This window comes from Thermovibrio ruber (assembly GCF_055380895.1).
Map to the genome: position 1 here is coordinate 275,398 of NZ_AP042397.1, position 16,185 is coordinate 291,582.

Annotated in this window: 17 protein-coding genes; 14 read left to right on the forward strand and 3 right to left on the reverse strand. The window is 43.1% G+C overall.

Annotated features, from left to right (window positions below):
• Positions 1-3: 3 nt before the first annotated feature.
• The 14 genes from ACZ424_RS01490 (at position 4) to ACZ424_RS01555 (ending at position 13,664) form a co-directional block, all read left to right on the forward strand.
• Positions 4-261: a hypothetical protein gene (locus ACZ424_RS01490; protein ID WP_464904752.1), complete on the forward strand. Its 258-nt coding sequence runs from the start codon at positions 4-6 to the stop codon at positions 259-261.
• Between the two features lie 60 nt (positions 262-321).
• Positions 322-621 carry a YtxH domain-containing protein gene (locus tag ACZ424_RS01495; RefSeq protein WP_464904753.1) on the forward strand — a complete coding sequence of 100 codons (300 nt, stop codon included), beginning with the start codon at positions 322-324 and terminating at the stop codon, positions 619-621.
• A gap of 3 nt (positions 622-624) precedes the next feature.
• Positions 625-2,052: a UDP-N-acetylmuramoyl-L-alanyl-D-glutamate--2,6-diaminopimelate ligase gene (locus tag ACZ424_RS01500; RefSeq protein ID WP_464904754.1), complete on the forward strand. Its 1,428-nt coding sequence runs from the start codon at positions 625-627 to the stop codon at positions 2,050-2,052.
• Positions 2,030-3,334, forward strand: coding sequence for a UDP-N-acetylmuramoyl-tripeptide--D-alanyl-D-alanine ligase (locus ACZ424_RS01505; RefSeq protein ID WP_464904755.1), 1,305 nt, complete (start codon positions 2,030-2,032; stop codon positions 3,332-3,334). Before ACZ424_RS01500 ends, ACZ424_RS01505 begins: the two co-directional genes overlap by 23 nt.
• On the forward strand, positions 3,331-4,224 hold the full coding sequence (locus ACZ424_RS01510; RefSeq protein WP_464904756.1) for a D-alanine--D-alanine ligase family protein: 894 nt from the start codon (positions 3,331-3,333) through the stop codon (positions 4,222-4,224). The genes ACZ424_RS01505 and ACZ424_RS01510 overlap by 4 nt, the downstream gene beginning before the upstream one ends.
• On the forward strand, positions 4,209-4,955 hold the full coding sequence (locus tag ACZ424_RS01515; RefSeq protein WP_464904757.1) for a cell division protein FtsQ/DivIB: 747 nt from the start codon (positions 4,209-4,211) through the stop codon (positions 4,953-4,955). The genes ACZ424_RS01510 and ACZ424_RS01515 overlap by 16 nt, the downstream gene beginning before the upstream one ends.
• Positions 4,934-6,178, forward strand: a complete 1,245-nt coding sequence (locus ACZ424_RS01520) for a cell division protein FtsA (protein ID WP_464904758.1) — start codon at positions 4,934-4,936, stop codon at positions 6,176-6,178. Before ACZ424_RS01515 ends, ACZ424_RS01520 begins: the two co-directional genes overlap by 22 nt.
• Before the next feature lie 10 nt (positions 6,179-6,188).
• Entirely contained in the window at positions 6,189-7,283 is a 1,095-nt protein-coding gene (gene ftsZ / locus ACZ424_RS01525) for a cell division protein FtsZ (RefSeq protein WP_464904759.1), read from the forward strand.
• 82 nt (positions 7,284-7,365) lie between these two features.
• A complete protein-coding gene (locus ACZ424_RS01530) occupies positions 7,366-7,887 on the forward strand; it encodes a hypothetical protein (RefSeq protein ID WP_464904760.1) in 522 nt (173 codons plus the stop codon).
• A gap of 11 nt (positions 7,888-7,898) precedes the next feature.
• Positions 7,899-9,890, forward strand: a complete 1,992-nt coding sequence (locus ACZ424_RS01535; protein WP_464904761.1) for a chemotaxis protein CheA — start codon at positions 7,899-7,901, stop codon at positions 9,888-9,890.
• Positions 9,887-10,393 carry a chemotaxis protein CheW gene (locus ACZ424_RS01540; protein WP_464904762.1) on the forward strand — a complete coding sequence of 169 codons (507 nt, stop codon included), beginning with the start codon at positions 9,887-9,889 and terminating at the stop codon, positions 10,391-10,393. Before ACZ424_RS01535 ends, ACZ424_RS01540 begins: the two co-directional genes overlap by 4 nt.
• A 1-nt stretch (position 10,394) precedes the next feature.
• A complete protein-coding gene (locus ACZ424_RS01545) occupies positions 10,395-12,278 on the forward strand; it encodes a methyl-accepting chemotaxis protein (protein ID WP_464904763.1) in 1,884 nt (627 codons plus the stop codon).
• 2 nt (positions 12,279-12,280) lie between these two features.
• Entirely contained in the window at positions 12,281-13,252 is a 972-nt protein-coding gene (locus ACZ424_RS01550) for a chemotaxis protein (RefSeq protein WP_464904764.1), read from the forward strand.
• A gap of 10 nt (positions 13,253-13,262) precedes the next feature.
• Complete coding sequence (locus tag ACZ424_RS01555; RefSeq protein WP_464904765.1) at positions 13,263-13,664, forward strand: chemotaxis response regulator CheY; 402 nt, start codon at positions 13,263-13,265, stop codon at positions 13,662-13,664.
• Positions 13,665-14,051: 387 nt separating this feature from the next.
• Here ACZ424_RS01555 and ACZ424_RS01560 read toward each other — a convergent pair whose 3' ends face one another.
• From ACZ424_RS01560 to ACZ424_RS01570, 3 genes are read right to left on the reverse strand one after another with little or no spacing between them, the layout of a single operon-like run.
• Complete coding sequence (locus ACZ424_RS01560) at positions 14,052-14,216, reverse strand: hypothetical protein (RefSeq protein ID WP_464904766.1); 165 nt, start codon at positions 14,214-14,216, stop codon at positions 14,052-14,054.
• A gap of 50 nt (positions 14,217-14,266) precedes the next feature.
• Positions 14,267-14,980, reverse strand: a complete 714-nt coding sequence (locus ACZ424_RS01565; RefSeq protein ID WP_464904767.1) for an aminotransferase class IV — start codon at positions 14,978-14,980, stop codon at positions 14,267-14,269.
• On the reverse strand, positions 14,980-16,170 hold the full coding sequence (locus tag ACZ424_RS01570; protein WP_464904768.1) for an NAD(P)/FAD-dependent oxidoreductase: 1,191 nt from the start codon (positions 16,168-16,170) through the stop codon (positions 14,980-14,982). The genes ACZ424_RS01565 and ACZ424_RS01570 overlap by 1 nt, the downstream gene beginning before the upstream one ends.
• Between the last annotated feature and the right edge of the window lie 15 nt (positions 16,171-16,185).

Consider the following 16,185-nt stretch of genomic DNA (forward strand, 5'->3'; position numbering starts at 1 on the left):
TAGATGGAAACTCTGATAGCTTTTGACCTTACGGTTATTGCCGTCTGCTCTGTAGCTATAACCGTTGGAATAGTTGTTCTTTTAGTGATAGCTTACAGAGTCCTTAAAAAAGTTGAGGAGAGCGTTGATACCGTCAACAACCAGCTTAAACCGGCCGTTTTAGAGCTGAAGGCTACAGTTTCATCAATAACAGAGTCGCTTCAGGTTGTTTCATCTACCCTTTCCTTCGTTAAAAAGCTTAAAGGGAAGAAAAACAACTGACACTTTTTGGAAATTTGAATTAGATTACTTAATTGGTTAAAACTTCTAAGGAGGGAGACGATGAAAAAAGGTTCTCTGATGTTTATTTTGGGAACTCTCGTAGGTGCAGGGGCAGCTTACGTTGCAACAACAAAGAGGGAAGAGCTCGTTAAGAAGTTGGAAGAGCTTCAGGAACAGATTAAAGAGAGTGATCTTCCTGAGAGGACTAAAAACCTTGTAAAGGAGATTTCAGACTCCATAAAGCAGCTCCTTTCTTCCGGTGAGGAAGAGATGTCTGAAGATGAGAAAAAGTCAATCCTTGAAGAAGTTGAGGCGAAAATTCAGAAGCTTGAGGAGACCATTCAGAAGGAGGGAGAGTAGTCTTTGGAGCTCTCCTCTCTCGTTTCACCTTTTGGCTTCAAAGTTGAAAAAAAACTTAAAGTTAGAGGGATAACCGAGGATTCCCGAAAGGTGGAGCCCGGTTATCTCTTTTTTGCTTTTAAGGGAACTTCTACAGACGGAAACCTCTACGTTGAAGATGCCCTTAAGAGAGGAGCAGTAACCGTCTTCACAGATTCTAAAGAGACCTATTTCCGGCTTAAAAGGAGACTTCCGGTCTTTTTTACAGAAACGCCGAGAAAACACCTCTCTCTGATTTCAGCCCGCTTTTTTGGAAATCCTGAGAGGGAGCTCTCCTTAATAGGCATAACGGGAACAAACGGGAAAACCACAACGGCCTACCTCATCTTCTCTGCTCTTAACCGTTTGGGAGAGACTGCCGGCCTTATAGGAACCGTTGAGTGGGGAACTTACCAGTCCCGTTTCCCGTCAGAGAGAACGACACCTTCACCTACACAGTTTTTCAAACAGCTCGCTTACTTAAAAGACAGAGGCGTAAAGTGGGTTGTTTGTGAAGTTTCTTCCCACGGTCTTGAGCTTGACAGGGTTTACGGTTTGGAGTTTAATGGTGGAATCTTTACAAATCTTACCCCCGAGCACCTTGACTTCCACAAAAGTATGTTCAGCTACTTTGTCGCAAAGGAGAAGCTCTTTTTTAAATCACAAGTTTCCCTCTTTAATACCGACGACCCTTGGGGGGAGCTCCTCTTTTCCCTAAGGCCTCTCTTTAAAAGAGTTTCCTCTTACGGTACCAAAGGGGAGTTTAGAATAGAATCTTTTGACTCTATTGGATTTGTTCCCATTCGTTACAGAGGGATTCTCTATAACGTTGAGACTTCACTTAAAGGTTTCTTTAACTACTACAACGTTGCCGCCGCTTTTTCTCTCCTTACGCTTTTGGGTTTTCCGCCGGAGGAATTGACCCGAGTTTTTAAAGGCGTAAAGGTTCCCGGTAGACTTGAAGAGGTTTCTCCGGGGGTTTTCGTTGACTACGCCCACACTCCCGATGCCCTTGAGAAGGTTTTAAGAGTTCTAAAACCCATTACTAAAGGAAGGCTCATAACGGTTTTCGGCTGCGGGGGTGACAGAGATAGAGAGAAGAGAGCTCCCATGGGAGAGGTGGCCTCACTCCTGTCAGACGTTGTCGTTCTTACAAGCGATAATCCCAGAAGTGAAGACCCTGAGGCAATAATCTCAGACATCTTAAAGGGAGTAGCTGATAGAGGAAAAGTTGTCGTTATTCCCGATAGACGAAAGGCTATTGAGTGGGCTCTCAGTGACAAGAGAGAAGGGGACGTTGTTCTGATTGCAGGAAAAGGCCACGAAAATTACCAGCAGTTTAAGGATTACACTGTCTATTTCAGCGATAGAGAGGTTGTTGAGGAGTTCTATGGATGCAAAAAAACTTTCTGAGATAACCGGAGGGGAGTTCTCCGGAGAAAACCTTCCCGTTTCAGGTTTTCACTTTGACTCAAGGGAGATAAGAGCAGGAGAGGTTTTTGTTCCTCTTTCCGGGAAGAGGGACGGCCACCTGTTTATAGAGGGAGCTCTCTCTAAAGGAGCTGTAGGTTTTCTAACATCTAAACAGTTTGAACCGCCTAAAGGAAAGTTTGCCCTTAAAGTTCCAGATACATTTGAAGCGTTTAGAAGAATTGCCCTCTACAGGCGTTCAGAGTTTGATGGAACTGTTATCGGTATAACCGGTAGCGTTGGGAAAACGACGACGAAGGAGCTCCTCTCCCACCTTTTCTCCCAGTGTTCTTCTGTTTACTCCAACGTAAAGAGCTACAACAACCTTTTAGGGCTTACTTATACCCTTTCAAATCTAAAAAAGAGTGCTATTTACGTTCAGGAGCTTGGAACAAACGCTCCCGGAGAGATTGAGGAGCTCTCCCGCCTTCTCAAACCAAACGTAGCTGTTATTACGGCGGTTGAAAGAGCTCACCTTCAGGGCTTTGGAAACTTTGAGAACCTAATAAATGAAAAGTTTAGTCTTACCCGATTTACGGAGTTCTCTATCGTTCCTGTTCAGTTTTCCCACTACTCAAAATCGCCTAAAACTGTAACTTTTGGAGAGGAAGGAAACGTTAGCCTTAAACGTCTTGAGAAGACTCCGGAAGGGGTGAATTTTGAAATCTCCGTTTTTGGAGAGAAAGTGGAGCTCTTTACCTCAGTTCCCGGCCTTTCTGTTGTGAACGCCTCTTTAATAGGGGGAGCTCTCCTAAAAATCTTGGGGTATTCCCTTTCGTTCCTTAAGTCTGTTGAAGACTTTCGCCCTCCCCAGATGAGAATGGAGATCTACCGTTTACCGAAAGGTGTTTTAATAGACGACTCTTACAATGCAAACCCTGCTTCTTTCAGGAACGCTCTTAACGTTCTTTCCCTCTTTAAACTTCCGAAAGTTGTTATAGCCGGTGAGATGTTGGAGTTGGGCTCTTTCTCTAAACAGGAACACAGAATCTTAGGTGAGGAGATGGTAAAACTTGGAGTTGACGAGCTTATAGCTTTTGGAAAGGAGACATCTGAAACGGTGAAGGCTTTTAAAGGAAAGGCTTACCACTTTACAGATAGGGACGAGTTCCTTAACTTTCTATCTGAATACCCTTTCTCCGGGAAGGCAGTTCTTGTAAAGGGTTCAAGGGGAAACAGGTTAGAAGATGCAGTTAGAATAGTGAAACAGAGGTTGGGAAAGTGAAAGTTGCCGTTGTATTCGGAGGTCCTTCTCCAGAGTCGGAGGTATCAAAAAAGAGTGCAGAGAGCGTTATCTCTGCCCTTAAAACCTTGGGACATCAGGTTTTCCCGATAGAGCTTTCTGAAAAGTTACCGTTAGAGCTCTCTAAAATTAAGCCGGATAAAGTATTCCTCGTTCTCCACGGTTCACCGGGAGAGGACGGAACTGTTCAGGGGCTTCTTGATATTATGGGAATTCCCTATACAGGCTCCGGAGTTTCTGCCAGTGCAATTTCTATTGATAAAGATTTAACAAAACGGGTTTTAAAGAGTTACGGTATTCCGGTTCCGGCCGGTATAACCGTTTACAGAGGTGAAACGGTAGACCCAGATGAGCTGGAATTCCCCTGCGTTGTAAAGCCTGCTCGGGCTGGTTCAAGTGTCGGGGTTAGTTTGGTTAAGTCTAAAAGTGATTTTGAGGGAGCTCTTGAAGAGGCGTTCCTATATGATTCAAAGGTTTTAATAGAGGAATACCTTGAGGGAAAAGAGCTTACTGTTGGCATTCTAAACGGTAAAGCCCTTACCCCCGTTGAAATACTCCCCGGAAGGGAGTTCTACGACTATGCTGCGAAGTATAAGGATACCGCAACCCAATACCTGATTCCTGCTCCTATTAACTCCAAACTTGAAAATAGGTTAAAGTCAATTGCAGAAAAAGTTTATAGAGTTCTTGAGTGTAGAGGGGCTGTTAGGGTTGACTTTAGGTTAAATCGTTACGGTTCTCCATTCGTTTTAGAAGTAAACTCAATTCCTGGACTTACAGAGAGGAGTCTTTTACCTAAAGCTGCAGCTTACAGTGGTATCTCTTTTGAGAAGCTGATTGAGGAGATGTTAGGCGAGTGGGGAGAAGGCTAAAACTGAGATGGTTTCTCCTGTTAGCCCTTTTCATTGTAGGGTCTACTGTCGTCTACGGTATAGTTACGGCTCCTTCAAAGCTTTCACAGGTTGAGTTTATAGTTGTTGAAAAAACGGGACCTTGGAAGGCAGATATTAGCCAATACCTCCTTTCCTACGTTCACGTAGGTCAGGATTTAACACCTGATTTTCTTTCAAACCTAAAAGAAGAGGTAGAGGCTCTACCTTGGGTAAAAAAGTGTGACTTAGATGTAAAAGGGGGGAAGCTGACCGTTAAAATATGGGAAACCCGTCCCGAGTTTATTCTGATCTCTGATAAGGAAATATACTTAATAGGTGAAAACGGATTTGTTCTTAAAAAAGGAGTAGGGAGAGAAAATGGATACCCTATCTTCTTCTATAGAGGTAAATCTTCTCCGTTTACTACCGTAAACGGGTTTTTGATATTAAAAAAATCTGTTAAAATGGAATTAAAGTTACTAAGCTCAAAACTTAGTGAGATAGAGTTGGAAAGGAAAAAACCTGAGATATCCCTGCTTGATAGCGGAGTTCAGTTGGCCTTTAAGTCTCCTCCAGTTCTTATCTACCTTGGAATATGGGGAGATGCGTGGGAACAGTTTAACAAGATGTCAAAAAAGGGCTTTTTTAAGCCGGGGGTCTACGACTTCTGGTTTGAACAGATGATGGTAATTAAGGGGAGGCAAGAAAAATGCTCGGACAAAAAATCCTAACGTTAGATTTGGGAACAAGCTCTGTTAGGGCTTCGCTTTCTGTTCATAAGGGGGATAGGTTTCAGTTTTTCATAAAAACGGCACCTTCAAGGGGAATAAAGAACGGAAATATTGTAAACTTAGCTTCTGCTAAAGAGTCCCTTAATACTGCCCTTAACAGTCTAAAGTTAGAGTCTCCGGTTGCCATTCCGAACGAGGCCTATGTTCTAATCCCCGGAGGCTGCACCTTAGGTTATCAGGTTGAAGCTTCCATAGAGTTCCCTGGAATAAAAACCATATCTCATAACGACGTTAACGTTGTTAAGAATAAAGCTAAAGACGAGCTGTTAAGGATAAAGGGACAGACAGTAAAGAGCTACTACGATGTAATACACGTCGTCCCTCAGGAGTTTATAGTTGATACTGTTGACGGAATACAGAACCCGATAGGTAGGAGTGGTAAAAGGCTCACAATGAGGGCCTTCATAGTTCTTGCCTCCCGTTCCCACGTAAAGACTATTGCCGACCTTTTAAAAGAGCTCAACCTAAAACTGAAAGGGGTAGTTCTTCAATCCTTTGCTTCTTCTTTTGGTATAAGACAGCCAAACTCCTACTTTAACAACAACCTTCTTCTCTACATAGGAGCCGGTAACACGGAGTTTATCTACTTCAGGGAGGATAAGCCGGTTCTCTCTCGCCATCTGCCTTTTGGCAGTGAGGACATATTGGAGTTTCTCATTAAGAAGCTAAAAATAAGCAGAACAGAGGCAGAGAGGCTCTACAACGAATACGGTAGCGCTTACGCCTTTAACGTTAGTAAGGAAGAGGTTGTTCACGTTAACTACGGTAGTAGAACTCTAAAGGTTCCAAGAATTTTAATATCAGCTCTGATTCACCTAAAACTGAAAGAGGTATTTAATGACATTAAATTAATTCTCTCTGAAGAGAATAACGATTACCTTGAAAACCTTAGTGGTATATACCTTACCGGAGGTCTTTCTAAACTGAAAGATATTAATATCTTAGCCGAAAAGATGTTTAAAGCACCTGTAACTGTTCCTTCTCTTTCTCACTCTGAAGTTGTAGATGTTGCTCTATCTCCGATTATAGGCGTTACAGACTACATCATTTCTCTTACAGATAGAAAGAAACTATCAGACATAAGGGAAGACCTTACGAAATCTTACGAAAAGGCAGGAGGTCTTTTTGCTTCTCTTTGGCGTTTCATAACAGACATTATTTAGGAGGTTTAACGTGTTTGACATAGCCGATGACCTTTTTCAGGGGCCCGTTATAAAGGTAATAGGAGTTGGAGGAGGCGGAGGAAACGCCGTTTCAAGAATGTATGAAATGGGAATTGAGGGAATTGATTTTGTTGCCGTTAATACAGATGCACAGGTTCTTTCAAAACTGCCTGTTCCTATTAAAGTTCAGATAGGAGAGAAATTAACCAAAGGCCTTGGAGCCGGCGGAAAACCAGAAATTGGTGAACAAGCTGCTTTAGAGGACGAGCCCAAAATAAGGGAAGTGTTGGAAGGCTCTGACATGGTCTTCATAACTGCCGGGATGGGAGGCGGAACGGGAACTGGAGCAGCCCCGATAGTTGCAAAGATAGCAAAAGATATGGGAATCTTAACAGTTGGAGTTGTAACGAGGCCCTTTGACTTTGAGGGGAGACGCCGCCAAGAGTATGCGGAGGCAGGTATTAGGAGGCTAAAGGAATTTGTTGACACGCTTATGGTTATTCCTAACCAAAAACTCCTTACTATTGCTCCTAAGGATATGAACATACTGAACGCCTTTAAACTTGCAGATAACGTTCTCTACCAGGCGGTAAAGGGTATAACGGAAGTAATAACGAAGCCCGGCCTTATAAACCTTGATTTTGCCGACGTTAAGACCGTTATGCACAGCGGAGGCTACGCACTCATCGGTATAGGGGAGGCAAGTGGGGAGGACAGAGCTCTGACGGCAGCACGGAAGGCGATAGATAACCCTCTCCTTGAGAACGTTCAGGTAGAGGGGGCAAGTAGGATTCTCGTAAACATCAGTGGAGGCTCAGATTTAACGCTTGACGAGGCCTACGCCGCTGCCGGGCTGATAAAGGAAAGGGCTAAGAGAGACGATACAAACTTCTTCTTCGGAGTTACTGTAGACAACGAACTTGAAGGTTCCATTCAAGTAACTGTTATAGCAACAGGATTTGACGAGAAGGGTAGGCCTATTATTTCAGGATTTTCTGAAATTGCGATGAGCTCAAAAACCAGCACGCCTTTTCAAGCTCAAGAGAGCGTTGATATGCTTGATATAGATGTTTCCGAGCTCCTCAAAAAGCTTAAAGAGGAGTAATTGTATTAGGGAGCCTGAAAGCTTCCTTTCTTTTGGTTTTAGTCGGTTTTGACTGGTGATTCACACTTCGGAGGAGGGTAGGATGGAGAAGGGTTTACTGAAGGAGATTAAGGAGCTCCTTTCCCTTATTGAATCCTTCAAAGACGAACTTTCCAAGGTTTCCTCTAAAAGAGAGGGGTTTAAAGCCGTTAATAGACATATAGACACGGCGATCAGTGAAAGTGAAGAGGCTACTAAGAAGCTAATTGAAGCTATAGGTGATTCAATGGAGAAGCTCCAGAAGGCTGTTGAAATAGTTTCAAACCTTAAGGGAGAAGGGAGAGAAAAGGCTATATCCCTCATTCGGTCGGTTCTTAACACACTTATGAACTCCCTTACACTTCTTGAATTTCAAGACATTATGGCTCAAAGGCTTTTAAAGGTTAGAGATTTTCTACTTGACCTTGAAAAGAGCATAGTAAGGATTGTTCTTGTTGCAGGTCTTGAGGAGACTGAAAAGGAAGAAGAGAAAGGGGAGATAAAGAAGAAGCTTGAGGAGCTTGAGTGGAAAAAAGAGGTTTCTCAATCTGAAGTTGACGAAATTATGAAGCAGTTTGGCCTTTAGGAGAGAAGGCGATGAAGGTAGAGATTCCCGAGGAGCTCCAAGAAATATTAGAGGAGTTCTTAGTAGAGGCAGAGGAGATCCTTGAAAACTTAGACCAAGATTTAGTTGACCTAGAATCAAACCCTGAAGATAAGGAGCTCCTTAACAAAATATTCAGAGGAATGCATACCCTTAAGGGGGGAGCCGGTTTCTTAAACCTTACTCCGATTGTTGAGATTGCCCACAGAATTGAGGACATCTTCAACAAGCTTAGAAACGACGAAATGACCCTTACCCCCGAGATAATGGACGTTATTTTGGAGGGTATTGATAAACTAAAAGAAGCTCTCCAAATGCTTAGAGATAGCCAAGAGCTCCCGGACATGGAAGAGATAGAAGGGCTTCTTTCCCGTTTAGATGCCGTTTTAAAAGGTGAGTCTCCCGCTTCTTCTGGCTCATCAGAGAGTAAAGGAGATGGAGTTCCTTCAACTGAAGGGGAAGTGGAGTTTGTTGAAGAGATATCTGGCAAACTTAAAGAGTTGATACTTCAGTATCCCGATAAAGACCTTGCCGGAATACTTGAAGAGATTATTCTAATGCCCCCGGATAAACGCCCTATGGACGTTATTCCGGAGATTGAGAAACTTATAGAAGAGGGCAAGGACGTAAAAGACCTGATAAAGCAGAAAGAGCCTGAGGCTCAAAAGGAAGATGAGAAAAAAGAACCGACCAGCAAGCAACAGAAGGAGCCACAAAAAGTTGTAGCTTCAACCTCTTTACCATTTTCAGCTTCAAAGTCTAAAACTGCCTCTAAGAAAACTGAGAAGAAGAGCTCAGAAACTATAAGGGTTGACGTTGAAAGGGTAGAAAACCTTATGAACCTGGTTGGAGAGATCGTTCTTGATAGAAACAGAATCCTTAGGGTTACCCAAGACGTTGAGAGAGAGTATCGGACTGAAGCTGTAGAGAAGCTAGTAGAGGCGGTAACAAGCCTTGATAGAACGGTTAGCGACCTTCAGGTCGCAGTTATGAAACTGAGAATGCAGCCTATTAAAAAGATATTCAGTAAGTTTCCTCGCTTGGTTAGAGACCTTGCCAGAAAGCTAAACAAGAAGGTTCAGCTTATTATAGAAGGTGAGGATACAGAGCTTGATAGATCTATACTTGACAAACTTGAAGATCCTCTCATTCACCTTGTAAGGAACGCATTAGACCACGGTATAGAGCCTCCGGAAGAAAGGGTAGCAAAGGGAAAACCAGAAGTCGGGACTATAAGGCTTTTTGCCTACCACGAGGGAGACCACATAGTTGTTGGTATTCAGGACGACGGAAGAGGAATTGATCCTGAAAAGGTTAAGAGAAAAGCCCTTGAGAAGGGGTTGATAACTCCGGAACAGGCAGCTCAGATGAGCGATAAGGAAGCCTATGAGCTTATCTTCCTTCCTGGATTTTCAACTGCAGATAAGGTTAGCGACGTCTCCGGTCGTGGTGTCGGGATGGACGTTGTTGCCAGTACCATTCACTCTTTGAGAGGCTCTATAGAGGTAGACAGTGAATTAGGCAAGGGAACGACGATTCTTTTGAAATTGCCTCTGACTGTTGCAATTATTAGAACCTTAATGCTTGGCTGTAACGGTCAAGTTTACGCTGTTCCCCTTCACTCCGTTGTTGAGATTGTCAGATACCAAGAAGATCAGGTTAAAGAGGTTGGAAGTTTCAAGAGCTTTATGCTGAGGGACGAGGTTTTACCCCTCTTTTCGCTTAACGAGCTTTTAGAAGTTCCCGACAGCAACGACAAAGCATTCGTCGTTATTGTTAAAGTGGGAGAAAAACTAATTGCCGTTTCAATAGAGAAACTCTTTGGGGAAGAAGAGATAGTTATTAAATCTTTAGGAGAGCTCCTTTCAGATATCCCTGGAATTGCAGGTGCAACCATAGCCGGAGACGGAAGGGTTGTCCTCATTTTGGATCTTAACTCTCTGCTTTCAGACTACAGAACAAGGTTGATCGGAGTTAAGAGATGAGCGAGGAAGCTAAGGAGAAAGAGCTTAGCGTTTTAGGTGTTGAAGAGCTCATAGGAGAAGTTCACGAAAAGGAAGTTCAGGTAATAGCTTTTAGGCTTAACGAAGAGCTTGTGGGCGTTCCCATAGAACAGATAATAGAGATAACAAACAACAGGGACTTAACCCCTGTTCCGAAAGCCCCCTCTTTCGTTATAGGAGTTATGAACCTAAGGGGAAAGATCGTCCCCGTTATAAATCTAAAGGAACACCTGAAGATTCCGTATGAGATACCTGAGGATATTTACCAGAAGAACAAGATAGTAATTCTTGAAACTCCGAAAGGGGAGGTTGGGGTAATAGTTGATGAGATAGTTGGCTCTGTGAAATTTCCTGAAAGCGACGTACTTCCGGAGCCTATAGGAACTGTCGGAATTGATGTGAAGTTTATATCTGGTGTTGTTCAGCTTGATAGAGAGCTTCTTATCCTTTTAAACGTAGAATCAATATTTAATCAGGAGGAGTGAGGTGTTTTGTTCAGGCGAGAGGAAGGAAATAGAGAGGCTAAAGGGAGAGTTGGAGAAGTTAAAAGTTGAGAATGTAAAACTTCAGAAAAAGTTTGAGGAGTGCGAAAGGGAGAAGAGTTCCCTTCAAGATGAGCTGAAAAAACTTTCCCAAAGGAACTTGGAGCTTTCTAAAGAACTTGAGACTTACAAACAGAAAGTTGAACAAATGGATAACGACATCTACATGTATCAGCAGATACTTGACTCCCTTATGGAAGAGGCGATATTCCTTGCAACTCCTGACTTTAAGCCTGGTAGAGCTGGGAATAAGTTAGTTTACGCAAACAGGAGAGCTCTTGAAATAGCCAACAAGTGGAGAGACGTCTTTATCAGCGAGTTCGGAATTGATCCCGATAAGCTCATCGGAACCAGCATCCACCTTTTCCACAAAGATCCTGAGAGGGTTAAGGAGCTCCTTAAATCTACCCACCCCGGAGAGCATAAGAAAAATGCAGATATTCCCGTTGGCCCTTACGTTATGGCCTCATACCGCCATGCAATTGCCAACAAGGACGGTTCTGTAAGGTATTACATGGTAACTTGGAAAGACGCTACAGCTGAGAAAGAGATTGAAGACCAGTTAGAGAAGTCAAGGAGGATGTTCCTCCAGAACCTTAAAGCAACGAAACAGTCCCTTGTTAACAACCTTTCCACAATCGTTGCAATTGCCGTTGCCATAAAAGAGCTGAAAGAAGTTCTTAAACTTTCTGAGAACCAGATAGTTGCAACCGATGAGATAGAAAAGACCGTTAACAAGTTGGTTGAAGTTTCCAACAAACTTATGGAGAACTACAAGTTTGTACTCTCAAAGCTTGAAGAGGCTGAACAAAAGACGGTAGAGTCTATTGGCCAGATGCAGTATATAAGGAACATTACAAAAGAGATGGAAGAAGTTGTTAAATCCCTCCAGTTTCAAACTGAACAGATTGACAGGGTTGTTGAAGTTATTACCTCTATTACAGAACAGACCAACCTCCTTGCCCTTAACGCTGCCATAGAGGCTGCAAGGGCTGGAGAAGCAGGAAGGGGATTTGCCGTTGTTGCCGATGAAGTCAGAAAACTGGCAGAGAGGACGAACAAGTCTGCAACTGAGATTAGGGAAGTTGTCAAGAGTATGAGAGACCAGATGGTTAAGACAGCCGAGATTACGAACAAGAGCGTTGTAGCCGTTGAAGATGGAATGAACATCTTTAAAGAGAACCAGACGACCTACGCTACGCTAAAGAGTTCCTCAGAAGAGGTTCTTAAAGTTATTAACGATCTGTCAAGTGTAGTCTCTGTTCAGAAAGGAAAGACAGAGGAGATAGTTAAGAACATACATAAGGCAAACAGTGTTGTTCACTCAGTAAGAGAACAGGCCAACAAGGTTATTAAGATTGCCGAGAAGACAGATACGAGCCTTCACAAGATCTGGGAAACCTTCTACATCTTTAAGTTGGGCGATGCAGCTATTCTCCTTGATAAACTTGCAGAGCTTGGTAACTTTACTGCAAAAGTTAATGATGTCATTAAGGCTAAATTTGTTGAAGACCTCAATCCCGACATCTCAATTATTGCAGAAGTTGATTCTTTAATAAGGAGCCTCAGCTTCCAGAACAAGGAGATTGCGGAACTCCTTCAGAAGTATCCTTCCCTCAGAGACATCTTTGAGGGGATTGAAGATGAGCTCTTTGAAGTTAAACTCCTCCTTAAAGAACTTTTTGTTGCTATGAACAACGACGATGTGGAGGAAATTAAAGGAAAAGAGCACGAGATATCTGAAATTGTCAATAAGATTTCTGAGAGACTTACAAAAGCCATAGCGAAGATAGTTCTCTCAAGTAAAAAAAGCGATGAAAGGGCTTAGTTATGGCGAAGAAGAAGAAGGAACTCCTTCCAAAGATACTTGAGACCGGTGCCAACGAGCTTGAGATAATAGACTTTAGGATGTATGAGATTTTAGACGACGGTTCTACTTACGAGTGGATACTCGGCGTTAACGTTGCAAAGGTTAAAGAGGTAATATTCCGCCCGAAGGATATTATTAAGGCTCCTGGGCTACCCCCTGAGGCAGAGGGGCTTGCGAAGATCAGGGGGCAGATGGTTCCCATAATCAACCTTGCAAGGTGGATGAAAATAAAGGAGCCCCCCAACGCCGGCCGCTACGTTATTGTGATGGAGTTTCTTAGGGAAATAGTAGGGGTAATAGTCCACGAGGCAAGAAGAATAAGGCGGATTAAATGGGCAGATATAAAGAGACCTCCTAAGAGTATTGTTGAGAAGTTAGGGGGAAAAGTTGTTGGCGTTATTGAAATAGAGGACAACAAGCTTCTACTCTTGCTTGATTTTGAAGGAATACTTGACGAGCTTGGGATGATTAAGATCTTTGGTAAAGAGGAAGTAAAGAAAGACATAGAAGGAATAGAGAAAAAAGGCCACTTTAAGATACTGATACTTGATGACAGTCCGGTTGCTCGGAAAATTATCAGGAGAATCCTTGAGGCAGACGGGCATACCGTTTACGAAGCCCAGAACGGAATTGAAGCCCTTCATATGCTTCACAACTGGCTTGAGGAAGCTAAAGCTCAGGGGAAAGACATAACTGACTTCGTTCAGCTTATAATTTCTGATATTGAAATGCCCGGTATGGACGGTTTAACCTTTACCCGTAAGGTTAAGGAAGACCCGGAGTTTTCAAAAATTCCCGTTATTATTAATACGTCTCTCAGCGACAGGGCCAACGTTGACAAGAGTAAATACGTAGGAGCAGATGCCCATCTTGTAAAATTTGATGCTCCGGACTTAATTAAGCTTGTTCACCAGTATGCAATTACAAAGTAGGGAGGTTTAAATGGCGTTACCCAATTCCGATATAAACATTCTCGTTGTTGACGATATGGCTGCAATGAGGAAGATTCTGAAGACGCTCCTTGCCCAGCTTGGTTATAAAAACGTAGATGAAGCAGAAGACGGAAAGCAAGCACTTGAGAAGCTCCGTCAGAATCCAGATAAGTACGGTCTTGTCATTACTGACTGGAACATGCCCAACATGACCGGGATTGAGCTTGTTCAGGCCATAAGGAGCGACGAGAAGCTAAAGCACCTTCCCGTTCTTATGGTTACTGCCGAGGCCAAGAAAGAGAACGTTCTTATGGCAATAAAGGCCGGAGTAAATAACTACATCGTAAAACCCTTCACTGCGGAAACGCTGAAGGAGAAGTTAGAGGCAATTTTTAGCTCTCTAAACAAGTAAAAGAGTGGTTATCCTATATAACTCTTAGGTTTCTTTACATAATAATTTGGAAGCAAAGGAGGTTGAGGTAGTCTTCTGAAGGACTTAACCATTCTTTCTTATGCTCTTCCCACGCCACATAAGTTATAGCTTCAACTTCTTTATCCTTCCTTTGTTTGAACTCTTACCTTTACTTTTCTGTAGTGGCTGGGAGCTCCTTCATACTTGTCAAGCTTTTTCAACTTCGCCTTCCGCCGGCTCAATGTTTGCACAGCCTCAGGGAGAGAAGTCCCTAACAAAAGACTTCCCGAGAAGAGGGAAGGTGAGGACTGCTCTGAGAACTCTCCAGCTTTTTCGTCTCTCTTCCGAGAGGCCCCTCACAGACTTGTTCCCTCCAGAGGTCTGCTGTCAGGTAGCTGAATCACTTTCAGAGCTTTTAAGTGTTTCTATCTCTTTCTTTACAGCTTTTATATCTGAATTTATTTTCTTCAGCTCTCTTTTGAGCTTTAATACCGCCTTTTTCTTTTTCCCTTTTCCTGTTTTAAATTCCAGTCTACAGGAAAGTGTTATCATCTGTCTTTTTGTATCTCTTTTGTGCTGAAAAGTATTGTAATATGCACTATTTAGTAACTGTTGTGAACCTCCTCTATAACGGTTTTTAATCTGCTATAAAACGGTTTTCCTTCTACCTCTTTTAACGAATAACTTCCGATTTTTCTGACAAGACAGATATCCTCTCTTGCACTTGTTATGAAAACCTCATCTGCTTGGAGGAGCTCCCTCACCTCAAAAAATCCCTCAATTACGGGAACTCCCATTTCGCTACACACCTCTTTTATAAACTCTCTTCTGGTTCCAGGCAGACATCCCGTTTTAAGGGAAGGAGTAAAGAGTATGCCGTCTCTGTAGAAGAAAATGTTTGCAAATGCCGTTTCTGAGACGAAACCCTCACTGCTAAATAGGAGAGCTTCGTCAAAACCTTTCCTCTTTGCTTCCTCAAGTGCATAGAGTGAATCCATTATATCTACTGTTTTATGGTATGAGAGAGCAGAAAAACACCTCTTGACGGAGTAAACGGGAAGTAAAGAGACAGACTCTCTCTTCAAACACTCCCTCGATTTTACCTCTACTTTTCCATCTCTAAAAATAGTGAACCGAACTAACTTTATTCCAGCACCGGCAACTTTCACTATTTGGGTTTTAAACTCTGAAAGTGAACTGGAAAAGGAGAAGTTCAGGAGGCGGGAGCTCTGCCTTAATCTCCTGTAGTGGTATTCAATCAAGACGGGCTTTCCGTTTTCCACCCTTACCGTTTCAAATACTCCAAACCTTTCCATTACGGAGCGTCAAACCCCGGGATTTTCGGAACTCTCTTCAGTTTACTTGCCTTATAGTACCATCCCCACAGTTTTTTCACTGAGTGTCCTACAAAGGGAAGGGGCAGCATAATCGCTCTTTTGTCGTCTCTGTATACCAGAGCTCCGCTCATCCAGCAAGGTCCCATGTCCATCAGACAGACGATGTGGAGGTGGTGAATGTAGTCTTCCCTCTTAGGATCTCCCTTTACCTTGTTTTCAAGGTTCCTTGCCACAATTCTTGCCATAACCTCAGCTATGTGACCCTGTTTTGCCTTCCACTTAGGCCCTTCAAAGGCGGCGCTGTCTCCTATAGCCCATACAGTTTCATCGGTTCCAGGAACTGCGCAGGTCGGCTCTATCTTTACAAATCCGGCTTCGTTAAGGGGAAGGTCTGAGTTTTTAAATACCGGGTGTCCGTCTGTAGCCGGGATGAACATCGTTAAATCTGTCTTCAGAAAGGAATCGTCTTCAAAAACAACTCCGTCGGGCTTGAACTCTTTTATTTTCTTCCCAAAATGCCTCTTTATTCCCAACTTATCTAACATTTTGTAGGCTTTTTCTGCGTTCTTCTCTCCCAACCTTATTCCCGGTTTGGGCATCGGTGCAAAGAAATGGAGCTCAAACTTGTCCCTTATTCCCTTTTTCTTAAAGTAACAGTCTAAGTTAAAAACAAACTCAAAGGCCGGTCCCCCCCTTACGCCACAAGGATCTTTTGGGTTTCCGCCGAAACCTGCAGCTATTACTCCGCCTCCCTTCTCTATCAGCTGGTCAATTCTTTCCCTTATTTTTATAGACTCTTCTGGCTTTCCGCATATTGAGAGGAAGTTTTCGCTTCCTCTATGTTTAACCTTTGAACCCCCTATGGCTATTACGAGGTAGTCGTAGTCCTTAACTGTTCCGTCCGATAGGTAAACCTTCTTCTCGGCACTTGATATCCTCTCTACTTTTCCTATGGTTAGTTTGAATCCGTTAACTTTGGCAATTTCTTCCAGTGGAATGGTAACGTCTTCCCACTCGTATTCGTGTGTAGGTATCCAGATAGAGATGGGGTAGATGTAGAGGTAGTCCCTCTCTGATATTAGCTCAACATCAAAACATTTGTGACACAGTGCAAAGGCTGCTTCAACTCCCCCTATTCCTCCACCTAAAACCAGAACTTTTGGTACCATTTCCACCTCGTATCC